The organism is Mesorhizobium sp. B1-1-6, from assembly GCF_006443035.1.
Lineage (GTDB): Bacteria > Pseudomonadota > Alphaproteobacteria > Rhizobiales > Rhizobiaceae > Mesorhizobium.
The window spans coordinates 63,258-81,842 of the sequence record NZ_VFWR01000020.1; the positions used below are offsets into that span (position 1 = coordinate 63,258).

At 63.9% G+C, this 18,585-nt stretch carries 15 protein-coding genes; 10 read left to right on the forward strand and 5 right to left on the reverse strand.

Annotation, left to right across the window (positions count from 1 at the left end; genetic code table 11):
• Positions 1-50: 50 nt before the first annotated feature.
• Entirely contained in the window at positions 51-818 is a 768-nt protein-coding gene (gene tpiA, locus FJ979_RS29130; protein WP_140584436.1) for a triose-phosphate isomerase, read from the reverse strand.
• Positions 819-961: 143 nt separating this feature from the next.
• Between tpiA and FJ979_RS29135 the strand changes: the two genes are divergently transcribed.
• From FJ979_RS29135 to glp, 5 genes are read left to right on the forward strand one after another with little or no spacing between them, the layout of a single operon-like run.
• On the forward strand, positions 962-2,854 hold the full coding sequence (locus tag FJ979_RS29135) for a SurA N-terminal domain-containing protein (RefSeq protein ID WP_140498654.1): 1,893 nt from the start codon (positions 962-964) through the stop codon (positions 2,852-2,854).
• Positions 2,851-3,861: an anthranilate phosphoribosyltransferase gene (trpD, locus tag FJ979_RS29140; protein WP_140515367.1), complete on the forward strand. Its 1,011-nt coding sequence runs from the start codon at positions 2,851-2,853 to the stop codon at positions 3,859-3,861. The genes FJ979_RS29135 and trpD overlap by 4 nt, the downstream gene beginning before the upstream one ends.
• A gap of 4 nt (positions 3,862-3,865) precedes the next feature.
• Entirely contained in the window at positions 3,866-4,678 is an 813-nt protein-coding gene (trpC, locus tag FJ979_RS29145) for an indole-3-glycerol phosphate synthase TrpC (protein WP_140515366.1), read from the forward strand.
• Between the two features lie 2 nt (positions 4,679-4,680).
• On the forward strand, positions 4,681-5,181 hold the full coding sequence (gene moaC / locus FJ979_RS29150; RefSeq protein ID WP_140557169.1) for a cyclic pyranopterin monophosphate synthase MoaC: 501 nt from the start codon (positions 4,681-4,683) through the stop codon (positions 5,179-5,181).
• On the forward strand, positions 5,181-6,386 hold the full coding sequence (gene glp, locus FJ979_RS29155; protein WP_140515365.1) for a gephyrin-like molybdotransferase Glp: 1,206 nt from the start codon (positions 5,181-5,183) through the stop codon (positions 6,384-6,386). The genes moaC and glp overlap by 1 nt, the downstream gene beginning before the upstream one ends.
• Positions 6,387-6,401: 15 nt before the next feature.
• Here glp and FJ979_RS29160 read toward each other — a convergent pair whose 3' ends face one another.
• Positions 6,402-7,232, reverse strand: coding sequence for an alpha/beta hydrolase (locus FJ979_RS29160; protein ID WP_140557166.1), 831 nt, complete (start codon positions 7,230-7,232; stop codon positions 6,402-6,404).
• A 166-nt stretch (positions 7,233-7,398) separates the two neighbouring features.
• Between FJ979_RS29160 and FJ979_RS29165 the strand changes: the two genes are divergently transcribed.
• The gene (locus FJ979_RS29165; protein WP_140515363.1) at positions 7,399-9,024 is read left to right on the forward strand and encodes an AMP-binding protein; all 1,626 of its coding nucleotides are present in this window, start codon (positions 7,399-7,401) and stop codon (positions 9,022-9,024) included.
• Positions 9,021-9,857 carry a tryptophan 2,3-dioxygenase gene (gene kynA / locus FJ979_RS29170; protein ID WP_140498668.1) on the forward strand — a complete coding sequence of 279 codons (837 nt, stop codon included), beginning with the start codon at positions 9,021-9,023 and terminating at the stop codon, positions 9,855-9,857. Before FJ979_RS29165 ends, kynA begins: the two co-directional genes overlap by 4 nt.
• A gap of 63 nt (positions 9,858-9,920) precedes the next feature.
• Here the strand turns inward: kynA and kynU are convergent, their stop codons facing one another.
• Both kynU and FJ979_RS29180 read right to left on the reverse strand, forming a co-directional pair.
• The gene (gene kynU, locus FJ979_RS29175) at positions 9,921-11,168 is read right to left on the reverse strand and encodes a kynureninase (RefSeq protein ID WP_140584437.1); all 1,248 of its coding nucleotides are present in this window, start codon (positions 11,166-11,168) and stop codon (positions 9,921-9,923) included.
• Positions 11,165-11,842 carry a TetR/AcrR family transcriptional regulator C-terminal domain-containing protein gene (locus FJ979_RS29180; RefSeq protein ID WP_181168627.1) on the reverse strand — a complete coding sequence of 226 codons (678 nt, stop codon included), beginning with the start codon at positions 11,840-11,842 and terminating at the stop codon, positions 11,165-11,167. The genes kynU and FJ979_RS29180 overlap by 4 nt, the downstream gene beginning before the upstream one ends.
• 452 nt (positions 11,843-12,294) lie before the next feature.
• On the opposite strand from FJ979_RS29180, the gene lexA reads away from it, so the two are divergent.
• A complete protein-coding gene (gene lexA / locus FJ979_RS29185) occupies positions 12,295-13,038 on the forward strand; it encodes a transcriptional repressor LexA (protein ID WP_140498674.1) in 744 nt (247 codons plus the stop codon).
• Here the strand turns inward: lexA and FJ979_RS29190 are convergent.
• Positions 13,032-15,482 (reverse strand): ComEC/Rec2 family competence protein, encoded by a 2,451-nt coding sequence (locus tag FJ979_RS29190; protein ID WP_140584439.1) that lies wholly within the window; start codon positions 15,480-15,482, stop codon positions 13,032-13,034. The two genes, lexA and FJ979_RS29190, sit on opposite strands and share 7 nt — an antisense overlap.
• Before the next feature lie 103 nt (positions 15,483-15,585).
• On the opposite strand from FJ979_RS29190, the gene gltX reads away from it, so the two are divergent.
• Positions 15,586-17,010: a glutamate--tRNA ligase gene (gene gltX / locus FJ979_RS29195; protein WP_140584440.1), complete on the forward strand. Its 1,425-nt coding sequence runs from the start codon at positions 15,586-15,588 to the stop codon at positions 17,008-17,010.
• A 182-nt stretch (positions 17,011-17,192) separates the two neighbouring features.
• Positions 17,193-18,521: a citrate synthase gene (gene gltA / locus FJ979_RS29200; protein WP_140498678.1), complete on the forward strand. Its 1,329-nt coding sequence runs from the start codon at positions 17,193-17,195 to the stop codon at positions 18,519-18,521.
• Positions 18,522-18,585: the final 64 nt, after the last annotated feature.

An 18,585-nucleotide genomic window follows, 5' to 3' on the forward strand; every position in this document is an offset into this window, starting at 1 on the left:
TTACAACGATTTCCCGTGCGCCGCGCCCGCTTCGGCGCCGCGCGAAGTCATCAGGAGATGCTGCGATAGGCTTCCGCGATGCCCAGGAAGTCGGCCGCTTTCAGGCTGGCCCCGCCAACCAGCGCGCCGTCGACATTCCTGACCCCAAGCAGTTCCACTGCATTGGACGGCTTGACCGAACCGCCATAGAGAATGCGCATCTTGCCCGCGGCGGCGCCGAGCTTCTCCGACAATTTTTCGCGAATATGCGCATGCGCTTCGGCTACATCGGCGACGGTCGGGGTCAGGCCGGTGCCGATCGCCCACACCGGCTCATAGGCAATGATCGTGTTGGACGCGGTAGCGCTTGCCGGCACCGAACCGGCAACTTGGCGTGACAGCACGTCCAGCGTCGCGCCCGCTTCGCGCTCCTGCCGCGTCTCGCCGATGCAGACAATGGCTACAAGCCCGGCGCGCCAGGCTGCGGAGGCCTTTGCCTCAACTGTGGCATCATCCTCGCCGCGCTGTTCGCGGCATTCGGAATGGCCGACGATGACGTGGGTCGCGCCCGCATCCTTCAGCATCTCCGCGGAGATGCACCCGGTGTAGGCGCCGCTCTCCTTGGCGTGGCAATCCTCACCGCCGGCATGAACCGGCGTACGCGACAGAATCTCGGCGGCATGGGCGAGCAAGGTCGCGGGAACGCAGACCAGCGCCTCGGTGTCTGCGTCGAGCCCGCTCATGAAACCGTTGCCGATCATCCTGAGTTCGTTGAGCGAGGCGCTGGTACCGTTCATTTTCCAGTTGCCTGCGACGAGCGGGCGAATTCCTGGCGTCATCGTTTGCTTCTCCGGGTGACATTCGGCTGGCGTTCTCACTACCAAAATCAAGCCACAAAGCAATCGACAGTGGACCGGAAGGGCGCTATTGCGCTTGTTTCAGACTCGGCGCATCCGAAAATGCGCATAAATCGGAAGTAACGATGCTTGGTATATTGAGAAGCGCGGCGGGCACCTGGGTCGCGAAGTTACTGCTTTCGCTGCTGGTGGTCAGTTTTGCGGTCTGGGGCGTATCGGGACGGCTGATGGGTGGCCTTGCCGGCCACGACTCCGTCATCACGGCCGGCGGCACCAAGGTGTCGATCAACGAATACCGCCTCGCCTATGACCGCCAGCTCGCCGTCATGTCGCAGCAGTTCGGTCAGCGCCTCACCCACGAACAGGCAAAGGCGCTCGGCGTCGACAACCAGGTGTTGGCGCAGCTTGTTTCGGGCGCGGTCCTCGACGAACAGGCTCGCAAGCTCGGCCTTGGCCTGTCCAAGGACCGGCTGGCGGAACTCACCCGCGAGGATCCGGCGTTCAAGGGCCCCGGCGGACAGTTCGACCGGAGAGCCTTCGAATACAGGCTGCGTGAGGTCGGCATGCGCCCGGAGGATTATTTGAAGAATCGTGCCCAGGTCGCGGTGCGCCAGCAGATCGTCGAGGCGGTTTCGGACGGCCTCAAGGCGCCTGACACCTTCTTCAAGGCGGTGGCCCTGTACCGTGGCGAGGATCGTACGGTCGACTATCTGACCTTGCCGAAGGCGCTGGTCGAACCCATCGAGGCGCCGAGCGACAGCGCGCTGCAGGCCTATTTCGAGGCCAACAAGAAGACCTATGCCGCGCCCGAATACCGCAAGTTTTCCTATGTCAGGCTCGAGCCGCAGGACATCATGGACACGAGCTCGGTGACCGACGCCCAGGTCAGCGACGACTACAACAAGAACAAGGCGCGCTACACCACTCCCGAGATGCGCACCATAGAGCAGCTTGTGTTCAAGACGCCGGACGAGGCCAAGGCCGCGCTCGATTCGTTGAAGTCCGGCGCAACCTTCGACAAGCTCGTCACTGCGGAAGGCAAGACCCCGGCCGACACGCTGCTCGGAACGCTCGCCAAGGACAAGATCGCCGACAAGGCGGTCGCCGACGCTGCTTTTGCGCTCAACGTCAATGAGGTCAGCCCTGTCGTGCAGGGTGCCTTTGGTCCCGTGCTGCTGCGCGTCACCGAGATCAAGCCCGAAGTCGTGAAGCCGCTGGCCGAAGTGTCGGACCAGATCCGCAAGGACCTGGCGCTGGGCGAGGCAAACCGCATCCTTCTGGACGTGCATGATAATTACGAGGACAGTCGCGCCGCCGGCAGTTCGCTGGCCGACGCCGCCGCCAAGCTGAAGCTGAAGGTCGTCACTGTCGACGCGATCGATCGCAGTGGCCTGCGGCCCGATGGCTCCATCGTCAAGGATCTGCCGGAATCGCCGGCCCTGATCAAGGCTGCCTTCGATGCCGAACCGAATACTGAAAACGAGGCGCTGACCACGGCCGATAACGGCTTCATTTTCTATGAAGTGGCTTCGATCACGCCGGCCCGCGACCGCACGCTGGACGAAGTTCGCCAGAAGGTCGTTGCCGACTGGACCGCGGCCGAGACGGCCAAGCGGCTGACCGCCAAGGCGCAGGAGCTGGAAAAGCGGCTCAAGGCCGGCGCAACGCTCGACGTCATTGCCGGCGAGCTCAAGCTGGAAAAGCAGACCAAGCGTGGCCTGAAGCGCGAAGCCGACGACGCCGATTTCGGCAAGGAAGGTGCAGCGGTGATGTTCGGCGTCGGCGAAGGCGGCACCGGCTTGATCCCCTCTCCCACCAGCGACGCGCAAATCCTGTTCAAGGTCGCCGAGGTGTTCGAACCCGCCGGGGCCGATGCCAGTTCGGTGCCCGAGGACGCGCGCAAGTCCTTCACCTCCGGCATGTCGGACGATCTGCTCGACCAGCTGGTGGCGCAGTTGCAGACGCAGTACGGCGTCCGCGTCGACCAGGCTGCCGTTGCCCAAGCCTCGACAAGATGAGCGCGCTGAAAACCCATATCGCCAAGGTCGCGACCGGCACCGCCCTGTCCTTCGACGAGGCGCGCGAGGCCTTCGACATCATCATGTCGGGCGATGCTACGCCCGGCCAGATCGGCGGCTTTCTGATGGCGTTGCGTGTGCGCGGCGAGACGGTGGACGAGATTTCGGGCGCCGTCGCCACCATGCGCGCCAAGATGCTTCGCGTCGACGCACCTGTCGGCGCCATCGACATCGTTGGCACCGGCGGCGACAATTCGCACTCCGTCAACATCTCGACGGCATCCGCTTTCGTCATCGCCGCCAGCGGGGTTCCGGTCGCCAAGCATGGCAATCGCGGGTTGTCTTCGCTGACCGGTGCGGCCGACGTCCTGACCGCGCTCGGCGTCAAGATCGACCTCACGCCGCAGGCCATCGGCCGCTGCATCCACGAGGCTGGTGTCGGCTTCATGTTCGCGCCGGCACATCACCCGGCGATGAAGCATGTCGGCCCGACCCGCGTGGAGCTCGGCACCAGGACCATCTTCAACTTGCTCGGTCCGCTATCCAACCCGGCCGACGTGCGCCGGCAGATGGTCGGCGTATTCATGCCGGAATGGATCATACCGGTGGCCCAGACGCTGAAGGCGCTGGGCACCGAGCATGCCTGGGTCGTTCATGGTGACGGCTACGACGAGATCACCACCACGGGTGAAACGCATGTCGCCGAACTGATCGGCGGCGAGATCCGCACCTTCACCTTGACGCCCGAAGCGGTTGGCCTGACCCGTCACACCAAGGAAGAACTGCGCGGCGGCGACGCTGCCTACAACGCCGAGGCGTTGCGCGCTATGCTGGGTGGCGCCGTGGGCGCTTTTCGCGACACCGTGCTGATGAACGCCGGCGGCGGCTTGGTGGTGGCGGGCAAGGCGACGACGCTCGCCGACGGCATGGCGACGGCAGTGCAAGCCATCGACAGCGGCCGGGCGCTGCAGGTGCTCGACCGGCTGGTCGAGATTTCGAACGGTTAGACAGATGTCGGACATCCTGCGCAAGATCGAGGCCTACAAGCGCGACGAGATCGCGACGGCCAAGGCGCGCGTGCCGCTGGCCGAGATCAAGGCGCGGGCGAAAGACACTGACGCGCCGCGCGGCTTTCTCACGGCGCTTGAGGCGAAGCGCAGATCCGGCGGCTTCGCTCTGATTGCCGAGATCAAGAAGGCAAGCCCGTCCAAGGGCTTGATCCGCGCCGACTTCGATCCGCCAGCGCTCGCGCGGGCCTATGCAAAGGGCGGCGCCGCCTGTCTTTCGGTGCTGACCGACGCACCGTCTTTCCAGGGCGCGCCGGAATTTCTCACCAAGGCAAGAGCCGCCGTCACCCTGCCCGCGCTGCGCAAGGATTTTCTGTTCGATCCTTATCAGGTCCATGAAGCTCGCGCCTGGGGGGCGGACGCCATCCTGATCATCATGGCCAGCGTAGATGATGATTTGGCGAGCGAGCTTGAAGCGACGGCATTCGAACTCGGCATGGATGCGCTGATCGAGGTCCACGACGAGGCCGAGACGGAGCGCGCACTGAAGCTGTCGTCGCAATTAATCGGCATCAACAACCGTAATCTGCGGACATTCGAGACCCGTCTCGAAACCTCGGAACGACTGCGGGCGATGATTCCGGGCGGTTACTTGCTGGTCAGCGAAAGCGGCATCTTCTCTCATGACGACTGCCTCAGATTGCAGAAGAGCGACATCGGCACCTTCCTGGTCGGCGAAAGTTTGATGCGCCAGCAGGATGTGACCGCGGCAACGCGCGCGCTGCTCACCGGCAAGGCAGCGGCCGAGGCCGTCTGACGATGACGGCCGCCCTCACCCATCTCGGCCCGCAGGGCCAGGCCAACATGGTCGATGTTGGCGGCAAGGACGAAACGACGCGCACCGCTGTCGCCGAGGGTTTCGTCTCGATGCGGCCCGAGACGCTGAAGATGATCCTGGCCGGCAATGCCAAGAAAGGCGATGTGCTGGGCACCGCGCGCATAGCCGGCATCATGGCAGCGAAGAAGACGCATGAGCTGATCCCGCTCTGCCATCCGCTGCTCTTGACCAAGGTCTCCGTCGACATTGAGCCCGATCCTGCCCTGCCCGGACTGAAGATCATTGCGCTGGCGCGCGTCACCGGCAAGACCGGCGTCGAGATGGAAGCGCTCACCGCGGCTTCGGTTGCCTGCCTGACCATTTACGACATGGCCAAGGCGGTCGACCGTGCCATGGTCATCACCGGCATCCGGTTGGTCGAAAAGACCGGCGGCAAGTCGGGCGACTACAAAGCCGCTGGCGAAGATGGGGCGGTCGCCTGATGGCGCTGCTTCCGGTCGCAGCAGCGCTCGAACGCCTGCTGGAGGGTGCTGCGCCGCTTGCGAGCGAAAGCGTTTCGCTCCTCGAGGCCGTGGATCGCGTTCTCGCGGAACCGGTGGTGGCGTTGCGCACCCAACCGCCCTTCAACGCCTCTGCCATGGACGGATACGCGGTCCGCGCTGTCGATGTCGCGTCCGTGCCGTCCCGGCTTTCGGTGATGGGCGTGGCGGCGGCCGGGCGCGGCTTTGACGGCGCCGTCGGCAAGGCGCAGGCCGTGCGCATCTTCACCGGTGCTCCGCTGCCGCAAGGCGCAGACACCATCGTCATCCAGGAAAACGTTCGTGACCTCGGCGGCGGCAGCATCGAGGTGGTCGAACCGACGGCCGAGGGGCGCAACATCCGCCGCTTCGGGCTCGATTTCTCCGAGGGCGACATCCTGCTGGAAAAAGGCCGCGTGCTCGATCCGGCAGCACTGTCGCTTGTCGCCTCGGCCAACCATCCCCGGGTGGGCGTCGTAAAGCGGCCGCTGGTTGCCATCATCGCCACCGGCGACGAGCTGCTGCCGCCCGGCAGCGAACTCGGCCCCGACCAGATCATTTCGTCAAACGCCTATGGCGTCGCCGCCGCCGCGCAATCGGTCGGCGCGCATGCGCTTGATCTCGGCATTGCCGCTGATCGCGAGGAAGCCATCGCGGCGCTGGTCAGGAAAGCGGTCGCGGCCGGCGCTGATGTCATCGTCACGCTTGGCGGCGCCTCGGTCGGCGACCACGATCTGATCCATGACGTGCTGACCGGCGAAGGCATGACGCTCGGTTTCTGGAAGATCGCCATGCGTCCCGGCAAGCCGCTGATGTTCGGCCGCCTCGGCGACATCAGGTGCATCGGCCTGCCCGGCAATCCGGTGGCGAGCCTCGTCTGCTCGCAACTGTTCCTGAAACCGCTCCTGGCACGCCTCGGCGGCCGCGATTTCCGGCAAGATATTCGTCAGGCAAGGCTGGGCGCCGCCATGCAGGCCAATGATCTGCGCCAGGACTATGTGCGGGCGGTGGTCAGGCAAGAGGCCGGCATGCTGGTGGCAACCCCTTTCAGCATCCAGGATTCCTCGATGCTGAGGATACTGGCCGACGCCAACGGACTGATCGTGCGCGAACCGTCTGCGTCCGCCGCGGCTGTAGGAAATGCCTGCAGCGTTATAATGCTGAGGTGAAGTTTCGCCGTTTTTCTACTCCGCAAGCAAAGTTCGTGTCAGCGGATGGACCGGATCAGCCAGGCCTTCGACAATGTCGTAATGATGTCGGTCCGGCTCGACCACCGCGCTCGTGACGGCACCAAGCCCTGTCCAGATATTGGCCAGCAAGGCGTTCTGGCGCAAGAACTCGGACCGCTCGCCGCCTCCGGCCCAGCACGTGACGCGAGCGCCATCCATGGGCCGCAGCAGCGCCGGGCTTTCCGTCAGCGCCTCGGCTTCATCGATTTTCAGCGCCGCGTTCATGCCGGTGCGCATAAGCGGACGCAGGTCATGCAGGCCCGAAATCGAAACAACGTGGCGTACGCGCCTTGCGACGCCGGCCGCCAGGGGCGTTGATGTCGTCGCCATGCGGCTGGCGAGATGGCCGCCGGCCGAATGCCCGGTCAGCATAAGCGGTCCCCCGACCATCGCCGCCGCCTTGCCGATCGCCGCGCCGATCTCGTGGGAGATGCCGGCGATGCGTATGGCGGGGCAGAGCGTATAGGACGGCATCGCCACGGCAAAGCCGCTGTCAACCGAGCCCTTGGCGAGATGCGACCAGCTATCCTTGTCGGACTCCAGCCAGTAGCCGCCATGGATGAACACGACGAGCCCCTTGGGTGCCCCGGCGGGAAGGAAGAGATCGAGCCGGTTGCGCGGCCTGTCGCCATAGGCGATGTCGAGCTGAGTCCTGCCCTTTGCCGCAAGCGCATCGCGAAATGCCTGCGCCGGTTCGACCCATGCAGCTGGCCAGCGATCGCTGCCGGCGATGTTGGCGCCGTTGGCGTAGGCATTGTCCCAATCGGCAATGCGATGTTCGAGCATCGGCACCCTCCCCCGGACGGCATCGTTTCAGCCGCTAGCAATGGCGATCGACAGCGGCAACGTCAATGCTCCAAGGCAAAACATTTTAGGCTTGAAACAAATTTCGACTGGTGCGATCCTGTGCCTTGTTCAGCGATGGGCGTGAGGCAGACAGGGGCAGCCGAAAATGCTTGGGCCATCAGCGCATATCGACACGTTCACGCGCGATAACCTGCCGCCGCCGGATCAATGGCCGGACTTCCTGCTCGACGGCTTCGACTATCCCGAACGGCTCAATGCCGGCGTCGAACTGACCGACAGGCTGGTCGAGAAAGGGTTGGGCGACCACACCGCGCTGATCGGCAACGGCCGCCGCCGTACCTACAAGGAATTATCCGACTGGACGAACAGGCTGGCGCATGCGCTGGTCGAGAATTACGGCGTCAAGCCAGGCAACCGGGTACTGATCCGGTCGGCCAACAACCCCGCAATGGTGGCCTGCTGGCTGGCCGCCACCAAGGTCGGCGCCGTCGTGGTCAACACGATGCCGATGCTGCGCGCCGGCGAACTCGCCAAGATCGTCGACAAGGCCGAAATCACGACAGCGCTGTGCGACACCAGGCTGATGGACGAGATGACCGCCTGCGCCAAGGACAGCGCGTTCCTCAAGCAGGTCATCGGTTTCGACGGCACCGCCAACCATGACGCCGAGCTCGATCGCGCCGCCCTCGACAAGCCCGTGACGTTTACCGCGGTGCAGACCGGGCGTGACGACGTCGCCCTGCTCGGCTTCACCTCAGGCACGACAGGCGTGCCGAAGGCGACGATGCATTTTCACCGCGACCTCCTGATCATCGCCGACGCCTACGCCCGCGAGATACTGCAGGTGACGCCCGACGACATCTTCGTCGGCTCGCCGCCGCTGGCCTTCACCTTCGGCCTTGGCGGGCTCGCCATCTTTCCGCTGCGTTTCGGCGCCGCGGCGACGCTGCTGGAACAGGCCACGCCACCCAACATGGTCCACATCATCGAAACCTACAAAGCGACGATCTCCTTCACCGCGCCCACCGCCTATCGCGCAATGCTCAAGGCCATGGACGAAGGGGCCGATTTATCGTCGCTGCGCGTCGCCGTTTCGGCCGGCGAGACCTTGCCCGCGCCGGTCTTCGAGGAATGGACTGAGAAAACCGGAAAGCCGATCCTTGACGGCATCGGCGCCACGGAAATGCTGCATATTTTCATCTCCAACCGCTTCGATGACATGAAGCCTGCCTCCACCGGCAAGGCCGTTGGCGGCTATCAGGCGCGCGTCGTCGACGACGAAATGCGCGAAGTGCCGCGCGGCACCGCGGGCAGGCTCGCGGTGCGGGGACCGACCGGCTGCCGCTACATGGCCGATGCCAGGCAGAGCGACTATGTCCGCGACGGGTGGAACCTCACCGGCGACACGTTCTGGCAGGACGAGGACGGTTTCTTCCACTTCGCCGCGCGCTCCGACGACATGATTGTCAGTGCCGGCTACAACATCGCCGGCCCTGAGGTCGAAGCGGCGCTGCTGGCGCATGCCGATGTCGCCGAATGCGCGGTGGTCGGCGCCGAGGATGCCGAGCGCGGCCAGATCGTCGAGGCTCATGTGGTGCTCGTGCAAGGCGTGGCGCCAGACGCAATGACCGTCAAGCGTCTGCAGGATCACGTCAAGGCCACGATCGCGCCCTACAAATATCCGCGCTCGGTAAAATTCATCGCCGCTTTGCCCAAGACGCAGACCGGCAAGATCCAGCGCTTCCGGCTGCGTGCGGAGAAGATCAATTGAGCAAGCCCTACGACCCGTCCGCCGAGGGCGCGGAAATGTCGTTCAAGGAGCGCATGTCCTACAGCGACTATCTGCATCTGGAAAAGGTGCTCGAGGCGCAGGAGCCGCTTTCGTCAGCCCATGACGAGATGCTGTTCATCATCCAGCACCAGACATCGGAACTCTGGATGAAGCTCGCGCTGCACGAAATCGGCGCCGCAATCCGCTCCATCCGCGCCGACCGTCTCGAACCGAGCTTCAAGATGCTTTCGCGCGTCGCCCGCATCTTCGAGCAGCTCAACAATGCCTGGGACGTGCTGCGCACGATGACGCCCAGCGAATACACCGAGTTCCGCGACGCGCTTGGCCAGTCCTCGGGCTTCCAGTCGTGGCAGTACCGCGCCATCGAGTTCATGGCCGGCAACCGCAATCTCGCAATGCTCGGACCGCACAAGCACCGGCCGGACCTCAGCGAGAAACTGGAGGCGATCCTGGCGCAACCGTCGCTCTACGACGAGGCGCTGCTGCTGCTCGCCCGTAACGGCTTCGACATCGGTGCCGACGCAAGGCGTACGGACTGGCGCGAAACGCGGACCGAGAACGAAGAGGTCCTTGTCGCCTGGCAGATCATCTACCGCGACCCGCAGCGCTACTGGATGTTCTACGAACTCGCCGAGAAGCTGGTCGATTTCGAGGATTATTTCCGCCGTTGGCGCTTCAACCACGTCACCACGGTCGAGCGCATCATCGGTATGAAGCGCGGCACCGGCGGCACATCGGGCGCGTCCTACCTGAAGAAGATGCTGGAGGTGGAGTTGTTCCCGGAGCTGTGGAAGGTCCGCACCCGGCTCTGACGTAGCTTTGCCGACTGCATATCGTTATCCCGAACCCACTGCGCTTTTCTGAGCGACAGGCTCTTAAGTCACCGCCGCCTTGACGGCGAAACGCGCCTCCTGCCACGCGTCCGTGCGCAAAATGTCTTCCAGCACCTCGACAGCCTGCCAGACATCGACATAGCCGACATAAAGCGGCGTAAAGCCGAAGCGAATCGTGGATGGCGCGCGGAAATCGCCGATCACGCCGCGCTCGATCAAGGCCCGCATCACCTGATAGCCATGCGGGTGGAGGAACGAAACCTGGCTGCCGCGCTCATTGCCATCCCGCGGGCTTTCGAGTTCGAGGCCGTAGGCGCCGCATTTTGCCTCGACCAGTTGGATGAACAGATCGGTCAACGCCATGCTCTTCCTGCGCACCTCTGCCATGTCGACGTCGTTCCAGACATCGAGCGCCCCTTTGAGCGCGCGCATCGACAGCACAGGCTGCGTGCCGCAGAGAAACCGGCGGATGCCTGTGCCGGCAGCAAAACCCTGTTCGAAGGCGAATGGCCGCGCATGGCCCCACCAGCCGCTGAGCGGCTGGCGGACATCGCCATGGTGGCGCTCGGCCGCGTAGATGAAGGCCGGGGCACCCGGGCCGCCATTGAGATATTTGTAGGTGCAGCCAACGGCGAAATCGGCATTCGAACGGTCGAGCTCGACGGGCAAGGCGCCGGCGGTATGGCAGAGATCCCAGACAATCAGCGCGCCGGCATCATGTGCCGTCCGCGTCAGCGCGGCCATGTCGCGTAACTGCCCGGATTTGTAGTTGACGTGGTTGACCAGGATGACCGCGACCCGCTCGTCGATCAGTTCTTCTATGGTCGGCGCATCGACACCCTCGAGCCGCAGCACCGTGCCCGGCCGCGTCGAGGCAACGCCTTCGGCCATATAGAGATCGGTCGGAAAGCTGTCCCCCTCGGCGACGATGACTGACCTGTCCGGCCGCATCCCGAGTGCCGCATGCAGCACCTTGTAGATGTTGATCGAGGTGGTATCGCAGACCACCGTCTGGCCGGCGGCGGCCCCGATCAGGCGCCCGAGTTGGTCGCCGAGTTCGACCGGCATGTCGAACCAGCCGGCGGTGTTCCAGGCGCGGATGAGATCCTGCGCCCACTCCTGCGTGGCGGCCTTCTGCAGCTCGCCGAACACGGCGGGCGAAGCGGCGCCCAGCGAATTGCCGTCGAGATAGATCACCCCCTGGGGCAAGGTGAAGCGGTCACGCATGGCACGCAGCGGATCCGCGGTGTCCATTGCCTCGATCGCTGCGAGATCGGGAATTTTGCTCATGGTCGCGATGTTCCTCGGTGAGAAGAGCGCCCTGGAAACGGGCCGGCTGTTTTGCCGCCCGGGCAAGGGCTGGCCGCATAGAGGCGCAAGAACAGGGTGAACGCCCGGTTCGATCTTTGCTCGATTTCCGCCCGAGGCAGTTCCTCGAGCACCCCAACGATCCGGCGAACCTGGAGATCGCCGATCAAAAGACTGATGTAGATGTCGGCGGCTTCGGCAGGATCGTCACAGGCGATCGGGCCGGCCCGACTTGCGGTTCGAAGCAGGTCGCCAACAAGCGGCATTATGGTATTGCGGCCGAATTGCGCGATCGATTGGCCAAGCGTGCCTGTATCGTTGACGTCGCCGGCCGCGGCGCGATTGAGCGCCACCGCCTTGTCGCCCGTCACGAGGGTCAGCAGGACTGGCCCGAGCAAGTTCAGGGTTTCGAGAGGATCGCGCGCCTGGTGAAGGGCGTCCTCCAGCAGCTTCCTTGCCTCTCCCGCATTGGCTTCGATCAAGGATCGAAACAGGGTCTGCTTGTTGCCGTACCAGTTGTAGAGGGTTTCGTTCGAGGCCGATGCCCGCTTGGCGATAGCAAGCAGGGAGGCGCTCTTGTAGCCGGTTTCCCGGAGCACCGCATAGGCGGCCTCCTCTATCCGTTCGCGTCGCGCGGCCTGCTTCGGCGTGGTCATTGGTGTTCCTCTTCGAAAACCGTACATTATTATACGGTTTCGTCAAGCGAACGAACGAACGCAGCCCGTCGCGACCAGTGGTGGTGTCTGGCCGTTTTCCGGCGGAAGTTGGCATTTTGGTTTCGTTTCGTTCACGAGCCGCAGGGGTTTCTAATCCGCCCAAACGCACCCCGCACCTGCCGGTCACCCAGCTTGCAGGCTTGTGCCAAGAGTGGAGACCGGTCGGGCCACAGGCCATTAACCAAAATAGTTTCAAAGGGCCCGGGAGCGCATTGACGACGGACCGCGCTGGCAGGATGCTGGCTGCGGGAGGGCATTTCGTTTCCGTCGCCTTAACAAATTCATTAAACTTTAAATGGTTGCGGAACACAACTGGAACAGATAGTGTTTGTTCTGGGTTTGTTTTCTGATTCTGGTTCCAGACCCTTCGTGCAATGCCTTTGGGGGCCGCCATGCTCACGCGCAAGCAACATGAACTCTTGATGTTCATCCATGAACGGCTGAAGGAAAGCGGCATTCCGCCGTCCTTCGACGAGATGAAGGAAGCGCTGGACCTCGCCTCCAAGTCGGGAATTCATCGGCTGATCACGGCGTTGGAGGAGCGCGGCTTCATTCGCCGCCTGCCCAACCGGGCGCGCGCGCTGGAGGTGCTGCGCCTGCCGGACTCGATCGCGCCGGGTCTTAACGCGGCAAAGAAGTTCTCCCCGAGCGTCATCCAGGGCAGCCTCGGACAGGGCAGCAGCCCTAGCCGGCAGATCAAGCCGGCGACGTCTTCGCGTCTGCCCGCTGCCGGCAATGACGACGACGCGGTTTCAGCGGTGTCGATCCCGGTCATGGGTCGCATCGCAGCGGGTGTGCCGATCGACGCCATCCAGCATCAGACGCATTCCATTTCAGTGCCGCCTGACATGATCATGGGCGGCGAACACTATGCGCTGGAGGTCAAGGGCGATTCGATGATCGAGGCCGGCATTTTCGACGGCGACACGGTCATCATCCGCAATGCCGACACCGCAAGTCCCGGCGAGATCATCGTGGCCCTGGTGGACGAGGAGGAAGCAACGCTGAAGCGCTTCCGCCGAAAGGGTGCTTCGATTGCGCTCGAGGCTGCCAATCCGGCCTATGAAACACGTATTTTCGGACCGGACAGGGTCAAGGTGCAAGGCAAGCTGGTCGGCCTGATCAGGCGCTACTGAGCGGGGTCGGCGGTGGGCTTTTCGGGTTTACGGTAAGGCGGCAGTCCCCTTGCCTCGCGTGAGAATTTCCGCTGTTCGTGCCAGGGCCGATATGGCCTGTCGACGGCAAAGCTGACCCGTGCCGGTGCCGTCGCCGATTGCTGGTCGAAGAAGACGGCGGCACTTCCCTTGCGAGCGAGCTGCCGCTTGGTGATGACGAGAACCAGCGGATTGTGGCAGGGATCGTAGCCCGCGGGGTCGTTGATGACGATCAGATCCGCATAGGAGCAGGCCCTCCAGGCGTCCTTGCGATCCTCCACCTGCGCGATGATCGCCCCCGAGGTATGCCGGGCCATGCACAGGCCCGTGAAGCAATAGAAAGGCGCTCCCGCCGGAAGTTGCGCGGGATCGAAGATGTCGAACTGTCGGTCTCCGCTGTCGAACAGTTCCGGCGCAACGATGGTTTCGGACTTCAGCGCGCGTTTCCAGTTATCGACGGTGAATTCGTTCGGGCGCGCCCGGTTGATCGCGAGCTCGCCGCCGCCGATCGGCAACGCCACCAGGCGGGCATCCTCCGAAATCAGCACGTCCGGCGTGCGCGTGTCCGAGACGGTCAACAGGCCGGCGAGCGCGAAGGGAAGTGCCGTCAGCCGCAGCCATGTCGTGGCCATCGTCGCGATGACCAGGGCGATCGCCACCAGAAGGACGGATTGCTGCGAAATCAACCCGACCGCGTCGACCGGCGAGCGTTGCGAGATCCATCCTGATATGGCGATCATCGCGGTCAGTCCCTTGCCCATCAGATAAAGGGATGGTCCATCGAACCCGAACGGCATCAGCAGCGCGCTGGCAACCGCAAGGAACATCACGACCGAAACGATCGGCATGACGGCAAGATTGGCGAACAGACTGAGCGGCGACACGCGCTGGAAATGCCAGATGGCGAAAAGCGCCGTGGCGCTTCCCGCGATAATCGAGGTCATCGCCAGCCCACCTGTCGCCAGCAGCAATTTTCGCGTCAGGAGGCCAGGCAAGGTCCGTTGCGGCGGCGGGGTCCGCGCTTTGTCGGCTTTGCGATCCGACCAGCCGGCATAGGCGCCGACCAGGGCCGCGGTGGCGGCGAACGACATCTGGAAGCTCGGCCCTACCACCTCGTGCGGCGACACCACGATGACGGCGATCGCCGAAATAGCCAGATTGCGCATGGTGAGTGCCGCCCGATCGAACAGAACGGCGATCAGCATCACCGCCAGCATGATGAAGCTGCGTTCGGCGGCGACAACGACGCCCGAAATGACGAGATAGGCGGCGATCGAGAAAAGTGCCGCCGCGGCCGCGTATTTCTTGACCGGCCGGCGGGAGGAAAAATTCGGAAACAGCGCGAAGCCGCCACGCAGCAGACCCATGACGGTGCCGGCGACCAGCGCCATGTGCAGCCCGGAAATTGAGATGATGTGGTAGATGCCGGTGCGTCGCATCGCTTCGTTGATCTCGTCGGGAATCCCGGCGCGCACACCCACGATCAGCGCCGCGGCGATCTCGCCCTCGGCACCGCCGATGCTGCCCCTGATATGGTCGGCAATGCTTTCGCGAGCACTCTCGATGGCGGCTGAAAGGGCGGCCCACAGCGGCCTGTCATCGGCTGAGACGATTTTGGGGTTGCCGAGAAAGAAGCCGCTGGCCCCTATGCCGGCGAAGTAGCTGTCGAAGGAAAAGTCGTAGCTGTCCGGCCGCACCGGTCCGGTCGGCGGCAACAGCCTGGCATAGCCGGTCACGAGCGAACCGGCCGTCACTTCAGCCGGCACCTTGCGTGCCGAAAGGCGAACGCGCTCCGGCGCGTAGAGTAGTTTCGGCCGCGCGGTCGATGTCACATCGATGGTCAGCCGGATGCGCCCGGTCTCCATCTGGTCGACCGAAACGACGCGGCCGGTGATTTGCGTGGAGATTTCCGAGCCCAGCATCCGCGTTCCCGCTCGCCACGTCTCGACTTTGCCGGCGAGCATGCCGAGCGCGCACAACAGCGCCGCCATGAAGCACAGATGCGTTTTCGGCCATGAGCGTGAAACGAGCGCGCACAGCGACATCAGGATCGCGACCGCGACAGGCTTGGCAAAGCCCGGCTCCGCCGCCAACGAAAAATACGCAATCGATCCGCACGCCAGGAACACCGGCACGAGCAGGAAGGCTACGCCCCGATCGAGTTCGAGCTCGGACGCTCTGGCCACGCCGTTGCGCAGACGAGGCCACGAGGCACGGCCGAACTCACGGCGCAGGCGCTCGGCCGCGCCGGCTGCGGGGACGCCGGGCGGCGTGGAAACATCCGCCGGCGGCGACTTGCCCGGCTGCTGTAGGGGCGACAACGCCAGCGGCAATGAGGCGGGCGCGGGCATGGCAAAAAGGGAGCGTTCGCTGACGCCGGCAACGACGTCCTCGCCTTCCTCCGCGCCCCTGCCCGCTACAGCCATCGGGTCTGCCCCTTGCGCCCTCGACACCCTATGCTACATGAACGCGCGACGCGCGAAAGTGCGTGTGATCCGCACCCCGCTCCAGACGTTTCCCGAGAGTTGTATGTCCGACAAGGTTGTCACCCGTTTTGCCCCCTCGCCCACCGGCTACCTGCACATCGGCGGCGCGCGTACGGCGCTCTTCAACTGGCTCTACGCCAAGCACACCGGCGGTACGATGCTGCTGCGCATCGAGGACACCGACCGCGAGCGCTCCACCGATGCGGCGACAGCAGCCATTCTCGAAGGACTGACTTGGCTCGGCCTCACCTGGGACGGCGACGCCGTCTCGCAGTTCGAGCGCGCGCCGCGCCATCGCGAGGTGGCCGAGGAGCTGGTGCGCATGGGCAAGGCTTACTACAGCTACGAGACCCCTGCCGAGCTTGAGGCAATGCGCGACGCGGCGCGGGCCAAGGGCCTGCCGCCGCGCTATGACGGAAGCTGGCGTGACCGCGACCCTTCGCAGGCGCCTCCTGGCGTCAAGGGCGCGATCCGCATCAAGGCGCCGACCAAAGGCGAGACGGTGGTGCATGACCGTGTCCAGGGCGACGTGCGCTTTCCCAACAAGGATCTGGACGACTTCATCATCCTGCGCTCGGACGGCAATCCGACCTACATGCATGCCGTCGTCGTTGACGACCACGACATGGGCGTCACCCACATCATCCGTGGCGACGACCACCTGACCAATGCCGCCCGCCAGACCGTGATCTACAACGCCATGGGCTGGGATGTGCCTTCAATGTCGCACATACCGCTGATCCACGGCGCCGACGGCGCCAAGCTGTCGAAGCGGCACGGCGCGCTGGGCGTGGAGGCCTACCGCGCCATGGGCTACCTGCCCGAAGCGCTGCTGAACTATCTGGCTCGGCTCGGCTGGAGCCACGGCGACGATGAGATCATGTCGATCCAGGACATGATCGCATGGTTCGACATCGGCGATGTGAACAAGGGCGCCGCCCGCTTCGATTTCGCCAAGCTGGAGGCGCTGAACGGCGTCCATATGCGCCGCATGGGCGATGCCGAGCTGTTCGATATCTTCATTGCCACCTTGCCCTATCTCGAGGGCGGCCCGGCGATGGCCGCACGCCTCGACGACAAGAACAGGGCGCAGTTGCTGGCAGCGCTGCCGGGCCTGAAGGAGCGCGCCAAGACGCTGGTCGAACTTGTCGACGGCGCCGCCTTCCTGTTAGCCGCGCGGCCACTGCCGATCGACGAAAAGGCAGCCCTGCTGCTCAATGACGAGGCGCGCAAGATTTTGCGTGGCGCTCGCGACGCCCTCGAGGCGGTTTCAGGCGACTGGACGGCGGCCTCGACTGAAGCCGCGATCCGGGACTATGCGACGGCCGGCGGCCACAAGCTCGGCGCCGTCGCCCAGCCCTTGCGCGCCGCCTTGACCGGCAAGAGCACCTCGCCCGGCGTGTTCGACGTTCTCGCCGTGCTTGGTCGCGAGGAGAGCCTGGCGCGCATCGCGGATCAAATCGATTAGGAGCAATCTGGCCCAAGAAGATTGGCATTGAAAGGCGCGTTTCGCAGTGCAACATTGAGCCTTGGCCCAATCTGGCACGCACTTCCTAAAATGCGGTCGCGAATACGCGCATTCGGTGACTTCGACGTGTCGCTTTGCAGAATTTGCCTTTGCCGGCATGAGGAAACAAGAAGGAGTTTGCAATGACCGAAGCTGCGACAAGACGGGAACTGGGCGGCAAGACCCAGGAAGCCACGGCAAAGCTGGAATTCGCCGGCAAGACGCACGAATTCAAGGTGCGAAGTGGTTCGGTCGGGCCTGACGTCATCGACATCGCCACGCTGTACAGCACCACCGGCGCCTTTACCTACGATCCCGGCTTCACTTCGACGGCAAGCTGCGAGTCCGAGATCACGTTCATCGATGGCGACGCCGGCATTCTCCTGCATCGCGGATATCCGATCGATCAGTTGGCCGAACATGGCGACTTCCTCGAAGTCTGCTATCTCCTGCTCTACGGCGAACTGCCGACCAAGGCGCAGAAGGACGATTTCGACTACCGCGTGACGCGCCACACCATGGTGCATGAGCAGATGTCGCGCTTCTTCACCGGCTTCCGCCGCGACGCGCATCCGATGGCGGTGATGTGCGGCGTGGTCGGCGCGCTGTCGGCCTTCTATCACGACTCCACCGACATCTCGGATCCTTACCAGCGCATGGTGGCGTCGATGCGGTTGATCGCCAAGATGCCGACGATCGCGGCCATGGCCTACAAATACCATATTGGCCAGCCCTTCATTTACCCGAAGAACGAACTGAATTTCGCCGCCAACTTCCTGCACATGTGCTTTGCCGTGCCATGCGAGGAATACAAGATCAACCCGGTCCTGGCGCGCGCCATGGAGCGCATCTTCATCCTGCACGCCGATCATGAGCAGAACGCCTCGACCTCTACCGTGCGGCTCGCCGGCTCGTCTGGCGCCAATCCGTTCGCCTGCATCGCCGCCGGCATCGCCTGCCTGTGGGGCCCGGCGCATGGCGGCGCCAACGAAGCGGCGCTGAACATGCTCGGCGAGATCGGCCATGTCGATCACATTCCGGAATTCATCGCCCGCGCCAAGGACAAGGACGATCCGTTTCGGCTGATGGGCTTTGGCCACCGCGTCTACAAGAACTACGATCCGCGCGCCAAGATCATGCAAAAGACCGCGCATGAGGTGCTGGGCGAACTCGGCATCAAGGACGATCCGCTGCTCGACATCGCCATGGAACTGGAAAAGATCGCGCTTACCGATCCCTATTTCATCGAGAAGAAGCTCTACCCCAATGTCGACTTCTACTCCGGCATCACGCTGAAGGCGCTGGGCTTCCCCACCACCATGTTCACCGTGCTGTTCGCCGTCGCCCGCACCGTCGGCTGGATCGCGCAGTGGAAGGAGATGATCGAGGATCCGCGCCAGAAGATCGGCCGCCCCCGCCAGCTCTACACCGGCGCGCCGGAGCGAGACTATGTGCCGATCGCGAAGCGGTAAAAAGGAAGAAGTGAATAAGTCAGTAGTCAGTAGGGAAAGAGCGGTAATCCTACTCACTACTCAC

Bases quoted from the DNA above. Each gene is read 5' to 3' on its own strand.
- trpC (WP_140515366.1), top strand. From the start codon at position 3,866: ATGTCGGACATCCTGCGCAAGATCGAGGCCTACAAGCGCGACGAGATC.
- FJ979_RS29160 (WP_140557166.1), bottom strand. From the start codon at position 7,232: ATGCTCGAACATCGCATTGCCGATTGGGACAATGCCTACGCCAACGGC.
- moaC (WP_140557169.1), top strand. From the start codon at position 4,681: ATGACGGCCGCCCTCACCCATCTCGGCCCGCAGGGCCAGGCCAACATG.
- FJ979_RS29135 (WP_140498654.1), top strand. From the start codon at position 962: ATGCTTGGTATATTGAGAAGCGCGGCGGGCACCTGGGTCGCGAAGTTA.
- lexA (WP_140498674.1), top strand. From the start codon at position 12,295: ATGCTCACGCGCAAGCAACATGAACTCTTGATGTTCATCCATGAACGG.
- FJ979_RS29165 (WP_140515363.1), top strand. From the start codon at position 7,399: ATGCTTGGGCCATCAGCGCATATCGACACGTTCACGCGCGATAACCTG.
- kynU (WP_140584437.1), bottom strand. From the start codon at position 11,168: ATGAGCAAAATTCCCGATCTCGCAGCGATCGAGGCAATGGACACCGCG.
- trpD (WP_140515367.1), top strand. From the start codon at position 2,851: ATGAGCGCGCTGAAAACCCATATCGCCAAGGTCGCGACCGGCACCGCC.
- FJ979_RS29180 (WP_181168627.1), bottom strand. From the start codon at position 11,842: ATGACCACGCCGAAGCAGGCCGCGCGACGCGAACGGATAGAGGAGGCC.
- tpiA (WP_140584436.1), bottom strand. From the start codon at position 818: ATGACGCCAGGAATTCGCCCGCTCGTCGCAGGCAACTGGAAAATGAAC.
- gltX (WP_140584440.1), top strand. From the start codon at position 15,586: ATGTCCGACAAGGTTGTCACCCGTTTTGCCCCCTCGCCCACCGGCTAC.
- gltA (WP_140498678.1), top strand. From the start codon at position 17,193: ATGACCGAAGCTGCGACAAGACGGGAACTGGGCGGCAAGACCCAGGAA.
- FJ979_RS29190 (WP_140584439.1), bottom strand. From the start codon at position 15,482: ATGGCTGTAGCGGGCAGGGGCGCGGAGGAAGGCGAGGACGTCGTTGCC.
- glp (WP_140515365.1), top strand. From the start codon at position 5,181: ATGGCGCTGCTTCCGGTCGCAGCAGCGCTCGAACGCCTGCTGGAGGGT.